General features: G+C 62.2%; 18 protein-coding genes and 3 pseudogenes. 15 read left to right on the top strand and 6 right to left on the bottom strand.

From position 1 onward, the window contains the following. Positions 1–52: 52 nt before the first annotated feature. The 3 genes from BLV45_RS20650 to eutC are packed head-to-tail and all read left to right on the top strand — an operon-like array spanning position 53 to position 3,447. Positions 53–1,204 carry a branched-chain amino acid ABC transporter substrate-binding protein gene (locus BLV45_RS20650; RefSeq protein WP_090535924.1) on the top strand — a complete coding sequence of 384 codons (1,152 nt, stop codon included), beginning with the start codon at positions 53–55 and terminating at the stop codon, positions 1,202–1,204. 33 nt (positions 1,205–1,237) lie between these two features. Then, on the top strand, positions 1,238–2,617 hold the full coding sequence (locus BLV45_RS20645) for an ethanolamine ammonia-lyase subunit EutB (protein WP_090535922.1): 1,380 nt from the start codon (positions 1,238–1,240) through the stop codon (positions 2,615–2,617). Then, on the top strand, positions 2,614–3,447 hold the full coding sequence (gene eutC, locus BLV45_RS20640; protein WP_245753438.1) for an ethanolamine ammonia-lyase subunit EutC: 834 nt from the start codon (positions 2,614–2,616) through the stop codon (positions 3,445–3,447). Before BLV45_RS20645 ends, eutC begins: the two co-directional genes overlap by 4 nt. A gap of 9 nt (positions 3,448–3,456) precedes the next feature. On the opposite strand, the pseudogene BLV45_RS20635 reads toward eutC, so the two are convergent. After that, a pseudogene (locus tag BLV45_RS20635) lies at positions 3,457–3,679 on the bottom strand (helix-turn-helix domain-containing protein); the annotation flags it as partial. Positions 3,680–3,741: 62 nt separating this feature from the next. On the opposite strand from BLV45_RS20635, the pseudogene BLV45_RS20630 reads away from it, so the two are divergent. Both BLV45_RS20630 and BLV45_RS20625 read left to right on the top strand, forming a co-directional pair. Then, positions 3,742–4,240: pseudogene (locus tag BLV45_RS20630) on the top strand (transposase); the annotation flags it as partial. A gap of 237 nt (positions 4,241–4,477) precedes the next feature. Next, a complete protein-coding gene (locus tag BLV45_RS20625; protein WP_090535919.1) occupies positions 4,478–5,365 on the top strand; it encodes an FCD domain-containing protein in 888 nt (295 codons plus the stop codon). 114 nt (positions 5,366–5,479) lie between these two features. On the opposite strand, the gene BLV45_RS20620 is transcribed toward BLV45_RS20625, so the two are convergent. Beyond that, entirely contained in the window at positions 5,480–6,631 is a 1,152-nt protein-coding gene (locus BLV45_RS20620) for a porin (protein ID WP_090535918.1), read from the bottom strand. 39 nt (positions 6,632–6,670) lie between these two features. Further along, positions 6,671–7,510 (bottom strand): alpha/beta hydrolase, encoded by an 840-nt coding sequence (locus BLV45_RS20615; RefSeq protein WP_090535916.1) that lies wholly within the window; start codon positions 7,508–7,510, stop codon positions 6,671–6,673. Positions 7,511–7,727: 217 nt separating this feature from the next. Here BLV45_RS20615 and BLV45_RS20610 point away from each other — a divergent pair, with 217 nt between their 5' ends. The 4 genes from BLV45_RS20610 (at position 7,728) to BLV45_RS20595 (ending at position 11,535) form a co-directional block, all read left to right on the top strand. Then, positions 7,728–8,687 (top strand): NAD-dependent epimerase/dehydratase family protein, encoded by a 960-nt coding sequence (locus tag BLV45_RS20610; protein ID WP_090535914.1) that lies wholly within the window; start codon positions 7,728–7,730, stop codon positions 8,685–8,687. Between the two features lie 123 nt (positions 8,688–8,810). Continuing rightward, on the top strand, positions 8,811–9,200 hold the full coding sequence (locus tag BLV45_RS20605) for a RidA family protein (protein WP_090535912.1): 390 nt from the start codon (positions 8,811–8,813) through the stop codon (positions 9,198–9,200). A 126-nt stretch (positions 9,201–9,326) separates the two neighbouring features. After that, positions 9,327–10,706 carry an MFS transporter gene (locus tag BLV45_RS20600; protein ID WP_245753436.1) on the top strand — a complete coding sequence of 460 codons (1,380 nt, stop codon included), beginning with the start codon at positions 9,327–9,329 and terminating at the stop codon, positions 10,704–10,706. Positions 10,707–10,782: 76 nt separating this feature from the next. After that, positions 10,783–11,535 (top strand): SDR family NAD(P)-dependent oxidoreductase, encoded by a 753-nt coding sequence (locus BLV45_RS20595; RefSeq protein WP_090535910.1) that lies wholly within the window; start codon positions 10,783–10,785, stop codon positions 11,533–11,535. 292 nt (positions 11,536–11,827) lie between these two features. On the opposite strand, the pseudogene BLV45_RS27975 reads toward BLV45_RS20595, so the two are convergent. Continuing rightward, positions 11,828–11,935: pseudogene (locus BLV45_RS27975) on the bottom strand (GlxA family transcriptional regulator); the annotation flags it as partial. Between the two features lie 87 nt (positions 11,936–12,022). Here BLV45_RS27975 and BLV45_RS20585 point away from each other — a divergent pair. After that, a complete protein-coding gene (locus BLV45_RS20585) occupies positions 12,023–12,319 on the top strand; it encodes a Rossmann-fold NAD(P)-binding domain-containing protein (RefSeq protein WP_176954219.1) in 297 nt (98 codons plus the stop codon). A gap of 101 nt (positions 12,320–12,420) precedes the next feature. Here BLV45_RS20585 and BLV45_RS20580 read toward each other — a convergent pair whose 3' ends face one another. Continuing rightward, a complete protein-coding gene (locus tag BLV45_RS20580) occupies positions 12,421–13,830 on the bottom strand; it encodes an HdeD family acid-resistance protein (RefSeq protein ID WP_090535895.1) in 1,410 nt (469 codons plus the stop codon). Between the two features lie 597 nt (positions 13,831–14,427). Between BLV45_RS20580 and BLV45_RS20575 the strand changes: the two genes are divergently transcribed. The 3 genes from BLV45_RS20575 to BLV45_RS20565 are packed head-to-tail and all read left to right on the top strand — an operon-like array spanning position 14,428 to position 17,510. Next, on the top strand, positions 14,428–15,609 hold the full coding sequence (locus BLV45_RS20575) for a quaternary amine ABC transporter ATP-binding protein (protein ID WP_090535893.1): 1,182 nt from the start codon (positions 14,428–14,430) through the stop codon (positions 15,607–15,609). Next, the gene (choW, locus tag BLV45_RS20570) at positions 15,602–16,504 is read left to right on the top strand and encodes a choline ABC transporter permease subunit (RefSeq protein ID WP_090535891.1); all 903 of its coding nucleotides are present in this window, start codon (positions 15,602–15,604) and stop codon (positions 16,502–16,504) included. Before BLV45_RS20575 ends, choW begins: the two co-directional genes overlap by 8 nt. Before the next feature lie 7 nt (positions 16,505–16,511). After that, a complete protein-coding gene (locus BLV45_RS20565; RefSeq protein WP_090535890.1) occupies positions 16,512–17,510 on the top strand; it encodes a GlxA family transcriptional regulator in 999 nt (332 codons plus the stop codon). A 35-nt stretch (positions 17,511–17,545) separates the two neighbouring features. Here BLV45_RS20565 and BLV45_RS20560 read toward each other — a convergent pair whose 3' ends face one another. Then, positions 17,546–18,628, bottom strand: coding sequence for a GlxA family transcriptional regulator (locus tag BLV45_RS20560; protein ID WP_090535888.1), 1,083 nt, complete (start codon positions 18,626–18,628; stop codon positions 17,546–17,548). Positions 18,629–18,965: 337 nt separating this feature from the next. On the opposite strand from BLV45_RS20560, the gene BLV45_RS20555 reads away from it, so the two are divergent. Then, entirely contained in the window at positions 18,966–20,360 is a 1,395-nt protein-coding gene (locus tag BLV45_RS20555; RefSeq protein WP_090535886.1) for an L-serine ammonia-lyase, read from the top strand. A gap of 38 nt (positions 20,361–20,398) precedes the next feature. Further along, complete coding sequence (locus tag BLV45_RS20550) at positions 20,399–21,643, top strand: sarcosine oxidase subunit beta family protein (RefSeq protein ID WP_090535884.1); 1,245 nt, start codon at positions 20,399–20,401, stop codon at positions 21,641–21,643. The last annotated feature ends 3 nt before the right edge of the window (positions 21,644–21,646 follow it).

The raw sequence follows: 21,646 nt of genomic DNA, 5'->3' as shown, positions 1-21,646 counted from the left end.
GAACCGGCTGATCGACACAACCCGCGACGCGATATCTCGTAAGGAGCGCATCATGAATCGCCGCTACTGGTTTTTGAGTTTCGTCGTTTGCGCACTCGGTGCGCAAATACAGTCTTCCTGGGCTGCCGATCCGGAAGAGGTCAAGATTGGTTTCGTCGGACCGTTGACGGGTCCGGTGGCACGCGTCGGCAAGGACTTGCAGTATGGCGCGCAGCTCGCGCTCGATGAAGAAAACGCGAAGCATCCGACGGTAAACGGCAAACCGGTCAAATTCGTGCTCGACGTGCAGGACGATCAGGCCGACCCGCGCGTGGCGATTCAGGTCGCGCAGAAACTGGTCGACGACGGCGTGGTGGGCGTGATCGGCCACTACAACTCGGGGTGCAGCATTCCGGCCTCGGCTGTCTACCATCAGGCGAATGTCGCGATGATCACACCGGGGTCGACCAATCCCCAACTGACTAAACAGGGCTTCAAGAACGTGTTTCGCACGATGGGGCACGACGGCGTCGGCGGCGTCGTCGCGGGCCATTTCGTGGTTGAGCAGATCAAGGCGAAGCGCATCGGGATCATCGACGATCGCACGGCGTTCGGACAAGGTCTCGCGGATGCCTTTGAAAAGGGCGCGAAGGAAGCGAATGGCAACGTGGTGGATCGCGAGTTCACCAACGACAAAGCCGTCGATTTCCGCGCGATTCTGACGACGCTGAAAAGCAGGAACGTCGACCTGATTTTCTTTGGCGGCCTGGATGAGCAGGGCGCGATGCTGGTCAAGCAGATGCGCTCGCTGGGCATGACTGCGCAGTTGTTCGGCGCGGGCGCGCTGAAGAGCAATGCGTTCCTGCAGATCGCGGGTGCGGCGGGTGACGGCACGCAGGATCTGGAACCCGGTCCGGCGCTCGACAAATTGCCCGCCGCACAGGCGTTCGGTCAGCGTTACAAGGCACGCTTCAATCAGAGTGTCGAACTGTACGCACCGTTTTCATATGACGCGGCGCTCGCGATGATCAAGGCGATTCACGACGCGAATTCGCTCGACCGCGCAAAGATCGTCGACAGCATGCCGAAAGTGACGGTCACGGGTGTGACCGGCAAGATCAGCTTCGATCCGTATGGTGATCTGATCAAGCCGCCGTACACGTTGTTTCAGGTCCAGCAGGGACAATGGAAAAGCCTGAAAACCGTTGGAGGCAGCGGTGCATAGTCGCCGCCGGAACCGGATTGCGGGAAGGATGAAATGAACTTTCGCGAAACCATCGGCACGCGCGGCTATTGCTTCGACAGCCTCGGCACGCTGCTTGCGAAGGCAAGCCCGCGCCGTTCAGGCGACGAGCTTGCCGGGATTGCCGCTGCGTCCGAAGAGGAACGCGTCGCCGCCAGGATGGCGCTGGCGGCGGTGCCGCTTCGAACGTTTCTGGGTGAAGCGCTGATACCGTACGAAGACGACGAGATCACGCGTCTCATCATCGACGAACATTGCGCCGTGGCCTTTGCGCCGGTATCGCATCTGACAGTCGGTGAGTTTCGCGACTGGCTGCTCGCGGATACCACCGACACCGCGATGCTCGAACGTATTGCAGACGGTCTTACGCCCGAGATGGTCGCCGCGGTGTCCAAGCTGATGCGCAACCAGGATCTGATCCTCGTTGCGCGCAAGCGCCCGGTCGTCACCCGCTTCAGGAACACGGTCGGGCTGCCGGGGCATCTGTCGGTGCGCCTGCAGCCCAATCATCCGACCGACGACGTGAAGGGCATCGCGGCGTCCATGATCGACGGCCTGATGTACGGGTGCGGCGATGCGATGATCGGCATCAATCCCGCGTCGGATTCGGTCTCCGCGATCACCGCGCTGTTGACCATGATGGACGAGTTCCGGCGCGCGTACGAAGTGCCAACTCAAACCTGCGTGCTGACGCACGTGACCAACACGCTTGCCGCGATCGAAAAGGGTGCGCCTGTCGATCTGATCTTCCAGTCGATCGCCGGTACCCAGAAGGCGAACGCGGGCTTCGGCGTGTCCCTGTCGCTGCTCGCCGAGGCGTATGACGCGGGCCGTTCCCTCAAGCGCGGCACGGTCGGCGAAAACATGATGTACTTCGAGACCGGACAGGGCAGCGCGCTGTCCGCGAACGCGCATCATGGCATTGACCAGCAGACCTGCGAAGCGCGGGCGTACGCGGTCGCGCGCAGGTTCAATCCGTTTCTGACCAATACGGTGGTCGGCTTCATCGGCCCTGAGTATCTGTACGACGGCAAGCAGATCATCCGCGCCGGACTCGAGGACCATTTTTGCGGCAAGCTGCTCGGCGTACCGATGGGGTGTGACATCTGTTATACGAATCACGCCGAAGCCGATCAGGACGACATGGACAACTTGCTGACGCTGCTCGGCGCGGCCAACGTCAACTTCATCATGGGCGTCCCGGGCGCCGACGACATCATGCTGAACTATCAAAGCACGTCGTTTCACGATGCGCTCTATGTACGACGGCTGCTCGGTCTCAAACGGGCGCCGGAATTCGACGCATGGCTCGAGGCGATGGGTGTCACCGACGCGCGGGGTCTGATTCAGGATCAGTCGCGGGCACAGCCGCTCCTCGAATGGATCGGGCGATGACACGGGAAACCCGGGACCATGCTCCAGCCACGGCTGGAGATAGCGCGATCACGGTGGATCCGTGGCATGCGTTGCGCCGTTTCACCGCTGCGCGGATCGCGCTCGGACGCACGGGCAGCAGCCTGCCAACCGCGCCGCTGCTTGCGTTCAATCTGTCCCATGCGCAAGCTCGTGATGCCGTTCACACGCCGCTCGACACTGCTCTGCTAAGGCGCGAACTCGACAAGAGGGCACTCGATTCGGTCGAGGTGTGCAGTGCGGCGGAGAATCGCGAGCAGTATCTACGGCGTCCGGATCTGGGGCGCATGCTTGACGTGCAAAGCGCCGCATGTCTCGTACCGTACGCGGGATCAGGGACAGCACGGACCGATCTGGTTTTCGTGATTGCCGACGGGCTGTCGGCCAACGCGGCTGCCCTCCACGCCATTCCGTTGATCGACAGAACGATCGCACAGCTGCGCGGCTGGCGTATCGGACCGGTTGTCGTGGCAACCCAGGCGCGTGTCGCGATCGGTGACCCGATCGGCGCACTGTTGAACGCGGACATGGTGGCCGTGTTGATCGGCGAGCGGCCGGGACTCAGTTCGCCAGCGAGCCTCGGGGTCTACTTGACCTATCGGCCAGCCACAGGACGAAGCGATGCCGAGCGTAACTGCATTTCCAACGTGCGTCCGGAAGGCTTGAGCTACGATGTGGCCGCCTTCAAACTGGTTCATCTGCTCGAGGCCGCACGCACCATGAAGCTCACGGGCGTTGGCCTGAAGGACGAAAGCGTGTGGTGCGGGGACGTGTTGCCGGCGGCTGACGATTCGCTGGATTCGCCGGCGTGAGAACGGATTTCAGCCGCCAGCGACCGGTTCCCGCCGGGGGTTCCTGCGCAGGACATCGGCGGGGCACGCCGAACGTTCGGAGGAACGCGCGGCGCATGCGTTCCCGGTCCACAAAGCCCGTTTCCTGTGCCACCACGTTAATCGTGTGCCGGCTCTGCTCGATCATGAATCTGGCTGCTTCCAGCCGAAGCTGTTCCACAGCCCTGGCCGGCGACTGACCGGTTTCGGCCAAGGCCGTGTAAAAACGCGTGTGATCACCTGGACTGAATCAATCTGCTGAAATGAGAGGCGCAGATGGGGCGATTTGTCGAAGGTGCGCAACGCAGTCAGGCGACACTTCTGCCAGAGTGTCTCGATGACTTCATCGCTGAAGACAACCCTGTGCGAATTGTGGACGCATTCGTCGACGAACTCGAACTGGCATCCCCCGGATTCGAAGGCACCACGCCGGCAGGCACCGGGCGACCTTCTTACCACCCGGCCGTGCTGCTCAAGATCTATATCTACGGTTATCTCAATCGCGTGCAGTCTGGCCGACGCCTGGAGCGGGAGTGCCAGCGCAATGTCGAATTGATGTGGCTGACCGGCCGGCTTGCGCCGGACTTCATGACGATTGCCGAGTTCAGGCGAAGCAATGGCGACGGCATTCGCAACGTATGCCGGCGCTTCGTGATGATATGCCGTGACCTGAAGCTGTTCACACAAGCGTGTCGTAGCTATCGACTGTAGCAAGTTCAAGGCAGTCAACCGTCGCGACAACAACTTCATGCCTCACCAGATGCCCGACAGACTGCCGGCTCACACGTTTTTACACGGCCTCGGCCAGGAGCGGTCCATTGCGGGGTCGCCATGGAAGGCCGAAGCCTATCCCGCTACGGACAGTGGCGACAGGCGCCTTTCCCGGAGGTTTTCCAAACGGGCATGCAAAATCTTGACCACCACAAAATTTATAATTCGCGTATGATTTTCAAAATACTATTGTCTGAGACGGGCGCGAAGTCAGCTGCCTGATTCACACTCACCATTTGAAATGAAACCGATCAGCCGAAATCTCGTTGCGTCACGTAATGCGCGCGCTCCGCGTGTTGAGGAGGAGAGCGAACGCACGCTTTCCGATCAGGCATACAGGCTGCTGCACCGGGATATCCTGTCTGGCGTGCTGGAACCCGATTCGAAGCTCCGTTTGCAAGGACTTCAGGACCGCTATGGCCTCGGCATGAGTCCGATCCGCGAAGCCTTGATGCTGCTGAGCCGCGAAGGTCTGGTGTCGAATGAAGGTCAACGCGGCTTCCGGGTCGCGCCGGTGTCGGCCGAAGATCTCCGGGATATTGTTTCTGCGCGTGTTCATATCGAAACCATCCTGCTCACTGAATCGATCCTTCGCGGCGACGCCGATTGGGGGGCAGAGATTTCTGCAGCGTTTTATAAGCTGACTCATGAGCCTGTCCCTGCGTCGTTAGACGATATTGAGGGTGTCGACGCCTGGGAAGCGGCCCATCGGCGCTTTCATCGGGCGCTGCTCGGTGCGGCGAGTTCGCCATGGTTGCACCGGATCAATGGGCAGCTTATCGATCATGCCGAACGCTACCGGCGCCTTCGCCTCGCGCGGCTGGGCTTCACGGCCAAAACCGACAGTATTTTCAACGAGCATCAGGTGCTCATGGAAGCGACCCTGTCACGCGACGTGAACCGGGCATGCACGGTGTTGCGCGAACATCTGAATGCGACGCTCGCGGTAATCGACTATCTGGACGAACCGGCCTCCGAGCAATCCCAGATGGCCTCCGGAAGGGCTGCCGCCAGGACTCCCCGGTCTACCGCGGCGGCGCGAGCACAGGCCACGGGCAACGCATCACCTGAATCAAAACGTGCCGCACCACGGCGAGCACGAAAATCTGCTGAACTGGCAAAGGCGTAAATGTTTTGCAAATCGCGCGTTCTGATGAACGCGCGGCGCGATGTCCGGAACTGAATGGCACGTTTCGCCCGGCACACGGATGCGAACCCAGCCGAGTTGCAACGCAGCCCGGAATCAGAAGCGGTGGCGCAGGCCCAGGCCAACCACGAGCTGGCTCGGCGATGAGGATTGCGAATAGCCGCAGATAATCGCGTTTGCAAACGGTGTGTTCGCACCGCCGCTCACGTGTTGATACACGGCATCAAGATAAATATCCGTTCGTTTTGACAGGAAGTAATCAGCCTGTGCGTTGAACTGATTCCACTTCGGACTCGCACTGACCTGTGAGTTTGTGAAGCGCGCCATCGTGTAGGTATAGGTGCCGAGCAGGGCAAACGCTGGCGTCACGTTGTACGTCACGTTCACATCGAAGTTATCCAGGCTCATGCCGGCGTTCCCCAATGGCTTGTAGCCAGCCAGATTCACCGATGTTCCATTTTCGATCCGGGTGTGCGTCCACGTCGCTCCGTAGATGCCGCTTCCGTACGTGTAGCTCGCTGCAGTTCCCCACACCATCTGACGGCTGCCGATGAACGTCGAGTCGCCAGTCGTGCTGCCATCCACGGCGCCGCCCGCATTGCCGCCGACGTTGTCGATCATGATGAACGCTGTGCCGAGACTCAAGCCTCCGCGCGTATAGCCGGCGCCGGCGCTATAAGCGCGATTGCTCTTGAAGCCGCCCGCCTGATTCGAGAATGCATACATGCCGCGCATCGAAAATCCGCCCCACGTCGGGCTCGCATACTCAACCGCATTGTCGAGTCTGAACGAATTGCCCATGTTGTCGTTGTCGAACGGATGCGCGAATGCGGTTCCGCCGTTAAAGCCCCCGGTATAGACGGCTAGATACCAGATCGTCGGATCGTATTGCCGGCCGAACGTCACCGTACCGAGTGTTTTGTCCTTGAGACCGACCCATGCCTGACGGCCGAATTCCCGTCCGCCCTGGCCCAATTTCCCGTTGAAGATGTTAAAGCCATTCTCCAGCTGGAAGACCGCGCTGGTGCCTCCGCCAAGGTCCTCATTGCCTTTCAATCCCCAACGGCTGCCATTGATCATGCCGTTTTGCGCCTGCACCGCGTGGTGGCCGCTTTCATTCGACACGTAGTCGACACTCGCGTCGATGATGCCGTACAGCGTGACGTTCGACTGCGCATGGCAGGTGACGGCGGACAGCGAGAGAACGGCGGCCGCGATCGGGGATGCTTTAAGTCCAGCTTTGCTCATTTCAAAGACTCCAATGGGATGGGAATTCAGAATTGCGGACTACACAGCGCTCGCGTGCGCGAGTACGGCAAGCCGCGAATACCAGGCATGTGCGGCGTTATCGAGAAAGGTGTGGGTCTGGAAATGGTCGGCATTGCGCTCGACCTCGCAGGACGTCGGCGCTGGCTGCAAAGCGAGCAGGCTGGCCATCCGGCGGTTCGAGAGGATGACTCTCTCGCTGTCGTGTTCACCGTAGGTCAGCGCCATCGGAACCGTGTTGCCGCGAGTCCAGCAGAGCGGGCTCATGCGTGCGTCATCGGTATCGGTGCCGAGCACCAGGTCGTAGACGCGCGCTTCCAGAGAGCCGGGGGTCGGGTGAGGATGATGCAGATCGAAGATGCCGCTCACCGGCATACAGCCGGCGATGATCCGGGGATTCACCCCGGCGCCTTCCAGTGAATCCGGGCGTAGCGCCAGCAGAGCTGCAAGGTGGCCGCCGGCCGAATGACCTGCGAGGATCACGCGTTGTGCGTTTCCCGCCCAGGAGGGACGAGTGCGTGCCAGTGCACTGAGTAGCGCAACGCCATCGTCGAATGCAGCGGGTAGGGGATGCTCTGGTGCGAGGCGATAGCCTGGCGTAACCAGCACGCAGTTCGCAGCCACGACACAGGGCGCCATGAACGCTGCGTACTCCTTGTAGCCATTGGTCCAGCCGCCGCCGTGAAAGAACACGACGATCGGCGCGTCGGCCGTGTGGTCTCCGCCGTACACGTCATAGCGCTGCGCGGGGTGATCGCCATACGCGATGTCCTTCTCGACCCGCAATTGCGGGTATTCACGCGACGACCACCCCAGCACGCATTCTTCATACGCCTGCGCGTTCGGCGTGGGCAACGCCATCTGTGGTTTCAGTCGATTCTTACAGTTAGACAAGAGCTTGCTCCGTGTGCGTGGTGCGATTCGTTGATCTCAACAGGTTCGTATAATTATTGTAGAAATTTATAAAATCAACATAATTTTGTGTTGACGAAGATAATTTGTACTCGTATCGTTGTTTCCAGCCGGCATGTGAAGGGACGTGGAAGTCCTGCCGACCACTGACCTGGAGGAGAAGACGATGACTGTTTTGATCACGGGGGCGGGCACGATCGGCCGGCTAACAGCGGCTCAACTGCAGGAGCGGGGCGAAGAGGTTCTGCTTGTCGACGTGAACCCGCGCCCGGAAGAGACGTTGGGCGGGGTAAGGCTGGCGCTGTGCGATGTGACCGATTTCACCCAACTCGACGATCTCGTGGCCAGGCACGGGGTAACCTCGATCGTGCATACGGCAGCACTGCTGTCTACCGCGATTCGTCGCGATCCATTGGCAGGCATCCGGGTTAACACGATGGGTACGGCAAACGTCCTGGAGATCGCGCGGCGGCGCAAGCTGGCGCGCATCGTGATTGCAAGCTCGACGACGGTGATGTATTCGGCGTTCGCGTCGCTGCCGGCCACGCCGATCCCGGAAGATTTTCCGTATCGGATCGTGAGCGAGCGGCCGGCGAGCATTTACGCCGCCACGAAGATTGCCAGCGAGCATCTGGCGCTGGCGTACGCGTCGCTCTACGACCTGAGTGTCGTCGTTCTCCGTTATGGGGCGGTACTTGGCGCGGGGGCCGAGGCGGCGACGAGCGTACCCGGAAAGTTGCTCGGTTGCCTGCTTCAGGCAGGGCGGAGCAGTACGGCGGCACGCCTTGATGACCCCATCCTGCTGTGGAACGGTCGTGAAGAATTCATCGACGCACGTGATTGCGCCGCTGCCAACGTTGCAGCGTTATGCGCGCCCACACCGACGCAACGGGTCTACAACATCGCGACAGGTCAATGGTTTTCGCTCGACGAATTTATTGAAGTGGTGCGGCGGTGCTATCCGTCGTTGAGCATTGCGGAACTCAAGCTGCCAGAAGGTGGCTTCGCTGCGTTCCCGCATATTCGCCCGGCGCCATCGGATGTCAGCGCCGCACGGCGCGAACTCGGATTTTCTGCCGCTTATTCGCTTGCCGACACGGTCGCGCATTTCGCTGAATCGCTGTAGCTGGCGCTGCGGCGGTTCCGTGTTTTTCCCGGCGGAATCGTCTGTTCAGCGCAGTATGGTCGCACGCTATTCAAAGCCACGAGCCTGGTGCGCGTGCCTTCATTTGAATCTATTCACCACGTCATGACTGAAGCTATCGAAACACACCTGCCGGAAATCAGCCAGCCATTTTCCTGGGCGACCCGCACTGCCGGCGTGATCTACACCGCGCACGGACCCGTGCGTCTGGATGGGTCGATTGAGACGGGCGCAATTGAAGATCAGGCACATCTGACGTTCAGGAACCTCGAACTCACGCTGAACGGAGCTGGCGCATCGCTGCGCGACGTGGCCCAGGTGCTGATCTATCTGGTTGATGTCACGGACGTCGGAGCGGTGGACAAAATCTATCGGCAGTACTTTCAGAAGCCGTACCCGAATCGTTCGACGGTGATCGTGAACGCGCTGGTCGTGAGCGGCATGAAGATCGAAATCGTCGCGTATGCCGCAGACTCGAAAATCCTTGTCGCGTAGCGGCTCGGCGACGTAGATAGCAACATTATCGGCACCATGCATGGCGGGCTCTTTTCCAATCTCTTCCAGATCGCGATCACGGAAAAGTTCGACGTCTGTCTTCCTATTCAAAGCTAGAGGATCATCGTGAAAGAAACGGATGCCACGTTACCCCCGATTGGGGCGGCCTGTATCGACGACATTCATCAGCGGGACACGGCTCGTGCCGTGCTGGACGATGCGGCAGAAACGAAGCTCATCAGCAAGGTCACGTGGCGCCTCGTGCCGCTCATCTTTATTGCATGGTTCATCAACTACCTCGATCGGGCGAACATTGGCTTTGCCGCTTTGCAGATGAATCAGGAACTCGGCATGGGGCCGGAAATGTTCGGCTTCGCCGCCGGGATCTTTTACCTTGGCTATATCGTGTTCGAAGTACCCAGCAACATGATGATGCATCGGTTCGGCGCCAGCACCTGGCTCGCCCGGATCATGTTCACCTGGGGATTGGTGTCGGTCGGCATGGCTTTCGTGCAAACGCCGCAGCAGTTGTATGTGGCGCGTCTTGTTCTCGGTATCGTCGAAGCCGGCTTTTTCCCTTCGGTGCTGTACTACCTCGCGCTCTGGTTTCCGGCAAAGCATCTTGGCAAGGCCATCAGTCAGGTCTACTCGGCCAACATCGTTTCGCTCATTATCGGGTCGCCGATTTCCGCTCTGATCATTTCGCATTTTCATGAGAAGGGCGGCTTCTCGGGCTGGCGCTGGATGATGATCATTGAGGGCGCACCCGCGACCGTGCTTGGCGTGGTGGCCTTCTTCTATATGGTCAACAAGCCATCCGAAGCCCGTTGGCTCAGCCCGGCGGAGCGAAGCTGGCTGGTCGGCGCGATGGCGAGCGAGCAGGCGACGGCGGCAAGCAAGGGGAGCGCGACCTTTAAGAATGCGCTTGCTGCGCCGATGGTGTGGCTGATGGGGTGCCTGTACTGCTGCATCGGGATCGGCTTCTTCGGCATTTCGACATGGTTGCCTCAGGTGATCAAGCAACTCACCAACCTGTCGATCATCGAAATCGGGCTGGTGAGTGCGATTCCGTTCATTCTGGGCGCGGTCGCGATGATCGCCAATGCCAGGCATTCCGATCGGACCATGGAGCGCCGATGGCATCTGACGAGCGCTTTGATCGTGGGCGCGGCCGGACTCGCGGCAAGCGGCCTGACTTCTTCGATGCCGCTGGTCTCGTTCATATTCATTTGCCTGGCGGCGGCTGGCATTGTCGGCTCGCTGAGCGTCTTCTGGACGATACCCCCGACGTTTCTCGCCGGTGCCGGCGCCGCAGGCGGCATGGCCCTGATCAATGCAATCAGCGGACTGGCAGGCTTCTTTGCGCCGTGGCTGGTGGGAGTGGTGCGGGCCAGAACGCCCGACTTCACTTTGGCGCTCTATTGTCTTGCCCTCAGTGTGGCGGTCGCTGTTCTGCTTGCCGCGTTTCTGCCTTACTCAAAATCCCAACGTCTGCGCTCGGATTGAGGAGAAGCGTCAGATAGCGCGCCGAATGAGTACCCTTCAATACATAAACCTGTCCCCAGAGCAAAGGTAATTGAACATGCCAACGACAGACAGCAGCTTCTCTGAAACGCAGACCGCATTCGTCACAGGTGGCGCATCCGGCATTGGCCTGGCTACGGTGGAGATTCTGGCGCGCTCAGGCTTTCATGTGATCGCGATTGACCGGAATGCGGAATCCGTGCGCCAGATGGTTGAACACTTTACTGCGGAACGACTTTCTGTCGAGGGGGCGGTCGCCGACGTCTGCGATCGTCCAGCGATCAACAGAATCGTGGCCACACAGCGCAGAGTGGATGTCATGATCTGTGCAGCAGGGATCTATGCGCCTCGCTATTTCGACGAGATCACCGACGAGGACTTCCGGCGGACACTGGAAGTCAACCTTCTTGGTGTATTCGTCGCCGCGCAGGAAGCGTCGCGTCGGATGAGCGCCGGTGGCCGAATCGTGACCGTTTCGTCGCGTGGGGCATTGGGTGGCAAAGGGTTTGCCGACTACGTTGCCTCCAAGGCGGGTGTGATCGGATTGACGCGTGCGATGGCGATGGAACTGCGCCCCCGCCAGATTGTGGTCAATTCGATTGCACCGGGCTTTACGGATACGCCGATGACGCGCACCATGCCGGCCGATCAATACGCTGCGGCCGTTGCGTTGGAACCCGGTGGAGCACCGGCATCGCCGTATGACATTGCGCATGTCATCGCTTTTTTCGCGTCGCCGACTAGCCGTTTTATCACCGGCCAAACCTTGTTCGTGGACGGTGGGAAGTCACTGGGTGGGCTGGGTATCTAAGTCGTGCCGTCCGGGCGAAGGTTCGCGTTGCGGGGGCAACAGTCTCTCGCAGTGTGATTTCAATGACCGCCTGGATGACGCTACGACACTCGACGGAAATCGCACAACGTCCTGGCTGGGTCGAGTGCGGAAGTCTGGCTGTCGCCGCGGCGCGGACGGTCGATCGCACGAGAGCACGTTCGGGTTCGGCCAGATTGCCGGCCAATAGCTTTCCGAACTTAAGAGGCTGACGATCCACGGATGTCGATCCTCGCCGCGCCCGTCGGAGCGATCGCTCCCGATCAGATCGTTCGTCTTCCGCGTCTGCAATTCCCGCTGAAGTCCAGATTGGACCATCGTTGACGAAAATCCGCTCTTCTTCCGTGATGACTTTCGGAAAGCGCGCCCTGAATTCGGCCGCCATGCGCCGATCGCCGCCGCCGATCAGGGCCGTGTGATCGCCTGCGTACTGCTGGACCCGGCGTCTCATGCAGGGAAAACATATTCGTTGTTCGGCGCCGAAGAACTGGATCATGAGCAGATCGCGAAGATTGTCGGCGATGCGCTCGGCCGCCCGGTGCGCTACGAACCGGAAAGCCTGGAATCATTCGAGGCGCGTCTTGGGCAAATCGGCCTGTCGGCACATTTCGTCCAGCACATCACGTCTGTGTATCGCGGCTATCAGGCTGGCGAATTCGCTGGCACGAACGATGTCGTCGAACAGATTACCGGTCGAAAGCCGGTTTCCGTGCGCGACTATGTCATCGCGAACCGTGGAATTTTTCAGCCCGCACCGCAACGGTAGACCGCCAGGCATGTATGCGATTGACGCCTCTGCGTGCGTACCTGGGAAACGCGGGCGAGCGCTCAACGCCGGTGTCATAACAGGGCGCTTTTCAAACCCCGCTAGATCTCGCTGCCTGCCGTGCCCGCCGGCTTCGGGCTGCTGCCTTCCCCGGCGGCTTTTTCTTCTTCGCGCCATTGCTGCCGCGAGCGATACATCCGTTGCAGCGCGAGCCTCGCCATCTTGCCCCAGCCTGAAGGGCGCGGATCGGCCAGCATGCTGAGCGCGCGTGCGTAGTCGAGCGTCAGGCCGGGCGTCCACGCCATGGTCGCCGCGCGCTTGCGGATCTGCGCCGCGACCCAGAGCTCGGGCGTGGTCAGCACGCGCACGAACGGACGCCAGCCGCCCGCGCGTTGCCAGACGCGTGCCGAGGCGCCCTCGATGGCCGCTTCCAGCGCGCGCGAAACCGTGCTCGAGCAGTTCCGGTGGGTCAGGTTGTAGGTGGCGTCCTGGCGATACGCTTCCCAGAACCGGCGCAGCCGTTCGGGATCGTAATTGCGGATACGCACCTGAACCGTCGATGGACACCACGCCTTCGATTCCGTCGTGTAGTCGGGCTGAAACACACCGGGCACGTCGTTTTCGCGCGTGGCGCGCAGGATGCGGGTGAAGTCGTCGGGCGAGCGGTCGATCTCGACGCCCGGATACAGGCTGATATAGACGCCTTCCGGCGATTCGAGCGCAGCATGCCCTGTCGAGATCACGCCGTTGCGGTCCACGGCGGCAATGTACCGGTCGACGATCAACTGACGCCGCGCTTCCGATTTCGACGAACCGACCGGCGTCCACACGTGAACCGTCAGCGCGGGCTCGCCGGGCGCGGGCGGTCCGTCCCATTCGACGACGCCGCGTTTTTGCCGCTCGCGCGGCGTCGCGCTCGCCACCTGCGCGGCGGCTTCGCGTGCCACGGCCGGGTTCGCGGCGAGCCGCCGCACGCGCGAGGCGAGCAGGATCATGTTCCAGCCGCCGAAGATCAAACCGAGCCCGAGACAATACGGCACCGTGCCCAGATACCAGGTCGGAAACGGCTGGTAGAAAAAGATCGCGAGCGCGATTTCGACGACGCCACCCGCTATCGCGAGACGCCACGTGCGAAAGCGCACGACCTTCGCGGACACGATCTGCAGCAGGCCATCGGCGAGAAAGAGCGTGCCGAAAATCAGCGAGAGGATGAAGTTGCCGTGGTGATCCCCGGCGAGTATCAGGAGCGCCGCGATGCAGAACGCCCCGCCTTTCACGTAGCGCAGCGTGCGCTGGCCGCCCATCCCTGTCCACGCGACGGCGAGCGTCGCGAGGCCCTCCGCGAGGAGCAGCAGCGCGAATGGCGTGATCGGGAAATACAGCGCGTTGTCGAGCGCATCGATGAAGATGACGACGCCGACGATCACGCTGATCCAGCCCACCGCCATCAACGGCCGCCAGCGCGTGCGCAGATAGTCGACGCCCAGCAGGATCATCACCAGCCGAACCATTGCATTCCTCCAGAAATCGTTTCGATAGCGGGGTAGCGCTGCCGGTGTGCCGAGGTGCCGGGGTCATGGATGACGCACCGGCGTGGGATCGGATTTTCGTCTGATATTAACTGTAAGGTTCAGCGACGACAAATTTCAGGCCGCACGCGTGTCGTGGCGTTTGGGTGTGATGAGCAGCAGGTCGTGAGGCTTGCGCGGTTTTGAGCGGCGTGAGCACGATGAGTCTGTGCGACTCGTGCGTCGTCACATTGACCGTAAGCGCGGCTTGCGCCGGTTACTTGCGGCGCTGCAGCACAAATTTGCAAACGAAGCTGTCCTGCTTTTACGTCATCAGGCTGGCGCGCAACGCCATCCCGGCCGAAGTTTATCCCCCCATACGTGCCCCACTTGCACGCAAACGACACGCCCGGCCACGCCGGCCAACACCCACCAAACCCTTGCCCGGCAAAGCTTCTACCACCGTCGGCCAGCATCCACGCACGACCCGTGTCGCATTTCCACATGTGCCTGTCGCAATTCGTCGGCCAGGGGTACTTTTTTCTGGCAACTATGTATGCACGGAGCGGACGCACGTCCGCCACACCAGGAGCGTATTCGATGAATTCCCCCAAGGTCGTGGTCGAAGGGCTGTGCAAGGTATTCGGCCCCAACCCGAAACAGGCGACCAGCATGCTGGCAGGCGGCGCAACCAAAGAGGAAGTGTTCGCGCGCACCGGTCAGATCGTTGGCGTCCATAACGTCTCCTTCGAAGTCAGGGAAGGCGAGATCTTCGTGCTGATGGGCCTGTCGGGCTCCGGCAAGTCGACGCTGATCCGCCTGATCAATCGCCTCGTCGAGCCGACGGCCGGCAAGGTGCTGATCGACGGCCGCGACGTGGCCAGCGTGCCGCGCCCGGAATTGACGGCGCTGCGCCGCAAGGACATGAGCATGGTGTTCCAGTCGTTCGCGCTGATGCCGCAACGCACCGTGCTGTCGAACGCGGCGTTCGGACTCGAAGTGGCGGGCGTCGGCAAGAAGGAGCGCGAGCGGCGCGCGATGATCGTGCTGGAGCAGGTCGGCCTCGCGCCGTTCGCCGAAAAGCTGCCGGCGCAGTTGTCGGGCGGCATGCAGCAGCGCGTCGGGCTCGCACGGGCGCTGGCGGTCAACCCGTCGCTGATGATCATGGACGAGGCGTTCTCCGCGCTCGATCCGCTCAAGCGCAAGGAAATGCAGAACGTGCTGCTCGACCTGCAACGCGAGCAGCAACGCACGATCCTGTTCGTCTCCCACGACCTCGAAGAAGCGATGCGAATCGGCACGCGGATCGCGATCATGGAAGGCGGCAAGGTGGTGCAGATCGGCACGCCGCGCGACATCATCACGAATCCCGCCGACGACTACGTGCGCGCGTTTTTCGAAGGTATCGACACCAGCCGCTATCTGACGGCCGGCGACCTGATGCAGACCGATGCCGTGCCGCTGATGCACTCGCACACGACGCAGATCGACGCATCGAGCGTCGCGGCGACACTGAACGGCCACGCCGACTACGCGTTCGTGCTCGACGGCGAGCGCCGGATTCGCGGCTTCGTGTGCCGCGACACGACGGGCGGCGCGTCGCCGCGACTCAACGCCGTCGAATGCATCCGCCGCAGCACGCCGCTCGACGACGTCGTGCAACGCGTGGTGGCGAGCCGCGCGCCGCTGCCGGTCGTCGAGGCGGATGGCTCCTACTGCGGTTCGGTCAACAAGACGAACGTGCTCAATGTCCTGACCCGCCACCGAGGCTCCCATGTCTGAAATCATTCCGCTTGGCACCTGGGTCGATCACGGTGTTCGTTACCTGCTCGATCACGACGCGAAAACCTTCGATTCCATCGGCAAGGTCATCGAGAGTTTTGCCGCCCTGATCGAGCACAGCTTGCAGGCGGTGCCGATGTGGGCGCTGATGGCGTTTTTCGTCGGCATCGGCTTGTGGCGGGTGGGCTGGCGGTTCGCGCTGTTCACGCTGCTCGCGCTGCTGCTGATCTACGGAACCGGCTTCTGGGATCAGACGGTGATCACGCTCGGGCTCACGTTGTCGTCGACCCTGATCAGCCTGCTGCTCGGCGTGCCGCTCGGCATCTGGACCGCGAAGAGCCGCTACGTCGAGATGGTGGTGCGCCCGGCGCTCGACCTGATGCAGACGATGCCCGCGTTCGTCTACCTGATTCCGGCGGCGATGCTGTTCGGCCTTGGCCGCGTGCCGGGGATTCTCTCGACGGTGATCTTCGCGATGCCGCCCGCGGTGCGCCTCACGGCGCTCGGCATCAAGCACGTGAACCGCGAAATCGTCGAAGCAGGGCAGGCGTTCGGTTGCACGCCGTTTCAGTTGCTCTACAAGGTGCAGTTTCCGAACGCGCTGCCGTCGATCATGACCGGCGTGAACCAGACGATCATGATGGCGCTCTCGATGGTGATCATCGCTTCGATGGTCGGTGCGGGCGGTCTCGGCAACGACGTGCTGGCGAGCATCCAGCGGCTCGACATCGGGCTCGGTTTCGAAAGCGGCCTCTCGGTGGTGATGCTCGCGATCATTCTGGACCGCATCACGGAGAGCTTCGGCCGCTCGCCGGGCATGGCGCGTGCGCCGCTGCTGTCGGGCCTGCGCAGCGTGATGAAGGTGCGCCGCGCGCCGGCGGCGCAGCACGGCTGAGTCGCCCATGAAGCGCGACGCGTTTCCCCCTGTCGAAACACCGGCTGAATCGCCGCTCTCAGGGCTCGCGCACTTCGGCTTCCTGACGCTGCCGAATTTTTCGATGATCGCGTTCACGAGCGCGGTCGAAGTGCTTCGCATGGCGAATTATGTGAGCCGCGCGCAGCACTACACGTGGTCGGTGATCACGCCGGATGGCGAACCGGCGCGCGCCAGCAACGGCATTGCCGTGAAGCCCACCACGACGCTCGCCGAAGCCGGCATGCCGGACGTGCTGATCGTCTGCGCGGGCTGGCACGTGAGCGATTACGTCGACGCCACGGTGATCGCGCTGCTGCAGGATGTCGCGGCCAGAGGCGTTCCGCTCGGCGGGATCTGCACCGGGCCGTACGCGCTGCTCGCCGCGAATCTGCTCGACGGTTATCGCTGTACGGTGCACTGGGAAGACATGTCGCCGCTGCACAAGCGCTACCCGCACGTGCGTTTCGCCGACGAACTCTTCGTGATCGACCGCGACCGGTTGACCTGCACCGGCGGCACCGCGCCGCTCGACCTGATGCTCACGCTGGTCGGCATGCGCCTCGGCCGCGCGCTCGCGGCGCAGGTGTCGGAGCAGTTCATCGTCGAGCGGATTCGCGGCTCGACCGATTATCAGCACATTCCCGTCGATGCGCGGGTCGGCTTCACGCGCGGGGAGCTGGTCGAGGTGGTGCGGCTGATGGAAGCGAACATCGAGGAGCCGTTGTCGCCCGATGAACTCGCCCGGCTCGTCAATCTGTCGCAGCGGCATTTGCAGCGCATGTTCAAGATGTTCCTCAACGTGTCGCCGACGCACTACTACCTGACGCTGCGTTTGCGTCTCGCGCGCGAACTGCTGCGCAATACCGACGCGTCGATTGCGCGCGTGACGACGGTGTGCGGTTTTCATTCGCCGTGTCATTTCAGCAAGGCTTATCGCGCGCAGTTCGGCCACGCGCCGAGCGTCGAGCGGCGCTTGCTGGCGTAGAAAAACGCGCACCGCGAGCCATGTGAAAGCCAGCTTCAGATCGCCTGCGCCCGGCCCGGAAAGGTTTCGTCATACCCGGCGCCGTCGTCCGCTTCGGCCGCCGTGCCGCGTTGCTCGCGGTACATCACCGGCGGCAGGCCGAACTGCTTGCGGAATTCGCGGCCCAGATGCGAAGCGTCGGAAAAGCCGCAACTCGACGCGATATCCGCCACCGTTTTATCCGAGCTTGTCAGCAGCCAGGCGGCCGTTCGCAAACGCACCTGCTTCGCGTAAGCCTGCGGTGCCTTGCCGGTTTGCGCCTTGAAGAGCCGCTCGAGCTGACGCGCGGAGAGATCCAGCTTGCCCGCCAGCTCGTCGAGCGACAGCGCACGGCCCACGTGCTGTTCCATCAGCAGGATCGCCCGCTTCACCTTCGGATGCGCGGCGGGCGCGAGACCCGGCGGATGCGGCTGCGGCGCGTTGCCCTTCTGCATGTCGTCGACCAGCAGGATGCGCAGCGCCTTTTGCACCGTGGCGGTTTCGAAGTGACGCAGCAGGATCGCGGCGGCGACGTCGATCGACGCGCGTCCGCCGGAACACGTGATGCGCCGGCGATCGATCACGAACAGCCGGTCCGCGACGAGCGCTTCTTCATTTACCGACGGAAAGCGCTCAATGAAATCCCAGTAATGAAACCAGCTCACGCAGATGCGGTAACCGTCCAGCACGCCCGCGCGCATCAGTGAAAACACGCCCGTACACATGCCGACCAGCGTCGCTTCGGTGGCGGCGGCGCGGCGGATGAACGCGAGCGTCGCGTCGCTGGCCGCAGGCCCCGAGTGCAGCAGGCCGCCGACCACGACGACATAGTCGAACGGCTCGGCGTGGTCGAAGGTTTCCCACGGCGTGATCTGGATGCCGCAACTCGCGCGCACCGGCGCAAGGGTTTCCCCTATCACGCTCCACGAACAGCGCACGGGCTTGCTGAAATCGCCTTCGTCCGCCGACAGGCGCAACAGGTCGACGAAACCCGAGAACGCTGTCAGCGTGAAGTTGGGCAGCAGGATGATGCCGAAGCGGATGCGTTGCTTCGGGGTGGCGTCGATGGATCGAAGGGGACGCGGTTCAGCGGAATTCATGCACACAGCCCGCAAGGAAAGGGGTGAATCAAGCATAGCACTCGTGGCCGGCGTGGAATCTAGGCGTGCAATCCGGCTGTGCGGGTATACCGCGCGATGCGCCACGGCAATCGTGCCCCAGCATCGCCAGTCGCGTTCCACGCGCCTGTCGCCAATGCGTCAGGAATCTTCGTTAATCCGCCGCCGCGCTTTGCGGGCGTACGGTTTGACGCCACCATCCCACCGTGATGCCGTTTTTATTCTATCGGTCCGGATTGACGTTTGGTGCAATGGAGGCAGGTAAAGGTCACACCGGGCAGCGCCCGCCACTCCGGCATCGCAATGCACAAGGCACGTCATGAACGTTAGCGTCTTCGATCTGTTCAAGATCGGTATCGGTCCTTCGAGCTCGCACACCGTCGGGCCGATGATCGCCGCTTGCCGCTTCGCCTCGCATATCGAAGACGCCAACCTGCTCGGCTTCGTGCGCCGCGTGAAGGTCGAACTGTACGGCTCGCTCGGCGCGACCGGCAAGGGGCACGGCACGGACAAGGCGGTGCTGCTCGGCCTCGAAGGCAATCTGCCCGACCTGGTCGATCCGGACGTCATCCAGCCGCGCCTGCGGGAAATCCGCGAAACGAAACAGCTCGTGCTGCTCGGCAGGCATCCGGTCCGGTTCGACGAGCGCGAACACCTTGGTTTCTTCCGCAAGCTGATGCCGGGCGCGCCGGGCTCGGACATCGTGCATCCGAACGGCATGCGCTTTCAGGCTTTCGACGAAAACGGCCAGCTGCTGGTGGAGAAGGAGTATTACTCGATCGGCGGCGGCTTCGTCGTCAATCGCGAAGGCGATCGCGTGAATGGCGTGCGCACCGGCGCCGGCGTACCTCACCCGTTTCGCACCGGCGACGATCTGATGCGCGTGTGCCGCGAAACCGGCCTGTCGATCGCGCAGGTGACGCTCGCCAACGAATGCGCGTCGCGCACCGAACAGGAGGTGCGCGATGGGCTGCTGGCGATCTGGCGCACGATGTCCGCCTGCGTCGAACGCGGCTGCAAGGTGCGCGGCGAACTGCCCGGCCCGATGCACGTCAAGCGCCGCGCCGCCGATCTGTACGAGCAATTGCGCTCGCGCTCGGAAGAGTCGTTGCGCGATCCACTGTCGATGCTCGACTGGGTCAACCTCTACGCGATGGCCGCCAACGAAGAGAACGCCGCGGGCGGGCGCGTCGTCACGGCGCCCACGAACGGCGCGGCCGGCGTGATTCCCGCCGTGCTGCACTACTACGTGAAGTTCATGCACGCGTCGAACGACGCCGGCATCGTCACCTTCCTGCTGACCGCCGCCGCGATCGGCATCATCTACAAGGAAACCGCGTCGATCTCGGGCGCCGAAGTGGGCTGCCAGGGCGAAGTGGGTGTCGCATGTTCGATGGCCGCCGCGGCGCTCGCCGCCGTGATGGGCGGCACGCCGACGCAGGTGGAGAACGCCGCTGAAATCGGCATGGAGCACAACCTCGGCATGACCTGCGACCCGGTTGGCGGGCTCGTGCAGATTCCCTGCATCGAGCGCAACGCGATGGGCGCGATCAAGGCGCTGAACGCCGCGCGCATGGCGATGAAGGGCGATGGCCAGCACTACGTGTCGCTCGACAACGTGATCAAGACGATGCGTGAAACGGGCGCGGACATGAAGACGAAATACAAGGAGACGTCGCGCGGCGGATTGGCCGTGAACGTCATCGAGTGCTGAACGACTGAAGAAGCAAACAGTACCAACAAGGAACGACGATGAGCCGCTATTCGATATTCAGCCTGTTGCGCAACGGGATGTCGTATCACGAGAACTGGGAGCGACAGTGGAAGAGCCCCGAGCCGAAGCGTGAATACGATGTCGTGATCGTCGGCGGCGGCGGCCATGGCCTCGCCACCGCGTATTACCTCGCGAAAGAGCACGGCGTGCGCAATATCGCCGTGCTGGAGAAAGGCTGGATCGGCGGCGGCAACACGGCGCGCAATACGACCATCGTGCGCTCGAACTATCTGTGGGACGAATCGGCCGCGCTGTACGAGAAGGCGATGAAGCTGTGGGAAGGTCTTTCGCAGGACCTCAACTACAACGTGATGTTCAGCCAGCGCGGCGTGATGAATCTCGCGCACACGTTGCAGGACGTGCGCGACACCGAACGGCGCGTGAATGCGAACCGGCTGAACGGCGTCGACGCCGAATTTCTCACGCCCGCGCAGATCAAGGAAATCGAGCCGACCATCAACCTGAACAGCCGCTATCCGGTGCTCGGCGCGTCGATCCAGCGGCGCGGCGGCGTGGCGCGGCACGATGCGGTGGCATGGGGTTTCGCGCGCGGCGCGGACCAGGCCGGCGTCGATATCGTGCAGAACTGCCAGGTCACAGGCATTCGCCGCGACGGCAGCCAGGTGACCGGCGTCGACACCGTCAAGGGTTTCATCAAGGCGAAGAAGGTCGCGATCGTCGCGGCGGGCAACACGTCGACGCTCGCCGACATGGCCGGCGTGCGGTTGCCGCTCGAAAGCCATCCGCTGCAGGCGTTGGTGTCCGAGCCGATCAAGCCGGTCGTCAACACGGTGGTGATGTCGAATGCCGTGCATGCGTATATCAGCCAGTCCGACAAGGGCGATCTGGTGATCGGCGCGGGCGTCGATCAATACACGGGCTTCGGGCAGCGCGGCAGCTTTCAGATCATCGAGGGCACGCTGGAGGCGATCGTCGAGATGTTCCCGGTGTTCTCGCGCGTGCGGATGAACCGGCAGTGGGGCGGCATCGTGGACGTTTCGCCGGATGCGTGCCCGATCATCGGCAAGACCGACGTGAAGGGACTCTATTTCAATTGCGGCTGGGGCACGGGCGGTTTCAAGGCGACGCCGGGTTCGGGCTGGGCCTACGCGCACACGATCGCAAAGGATGAACCGCATCCGCTGAACGCGCCGTTCTCGCTGGATCGGTTCTATACCGGCCACCTGATTGACGAGCACGGTGCCGCCGCCGTCGCTCACTGATAT

Source organism: Paraburkholderia sartisoli (genome assembly GCF_900107685.1).
GTDB lineage: Bacteria > Pseudomonadota > Gammaproteobacteria > Burkholderiales > Burkholderiaceae > Paraburkholderia > Paraburkholderia sartisoli.
The sequence above is the reverse complement of the archived record's forward strand: the minus strand, read 5'-3'. Positions and strand labels throughout refer to the sequence as shown.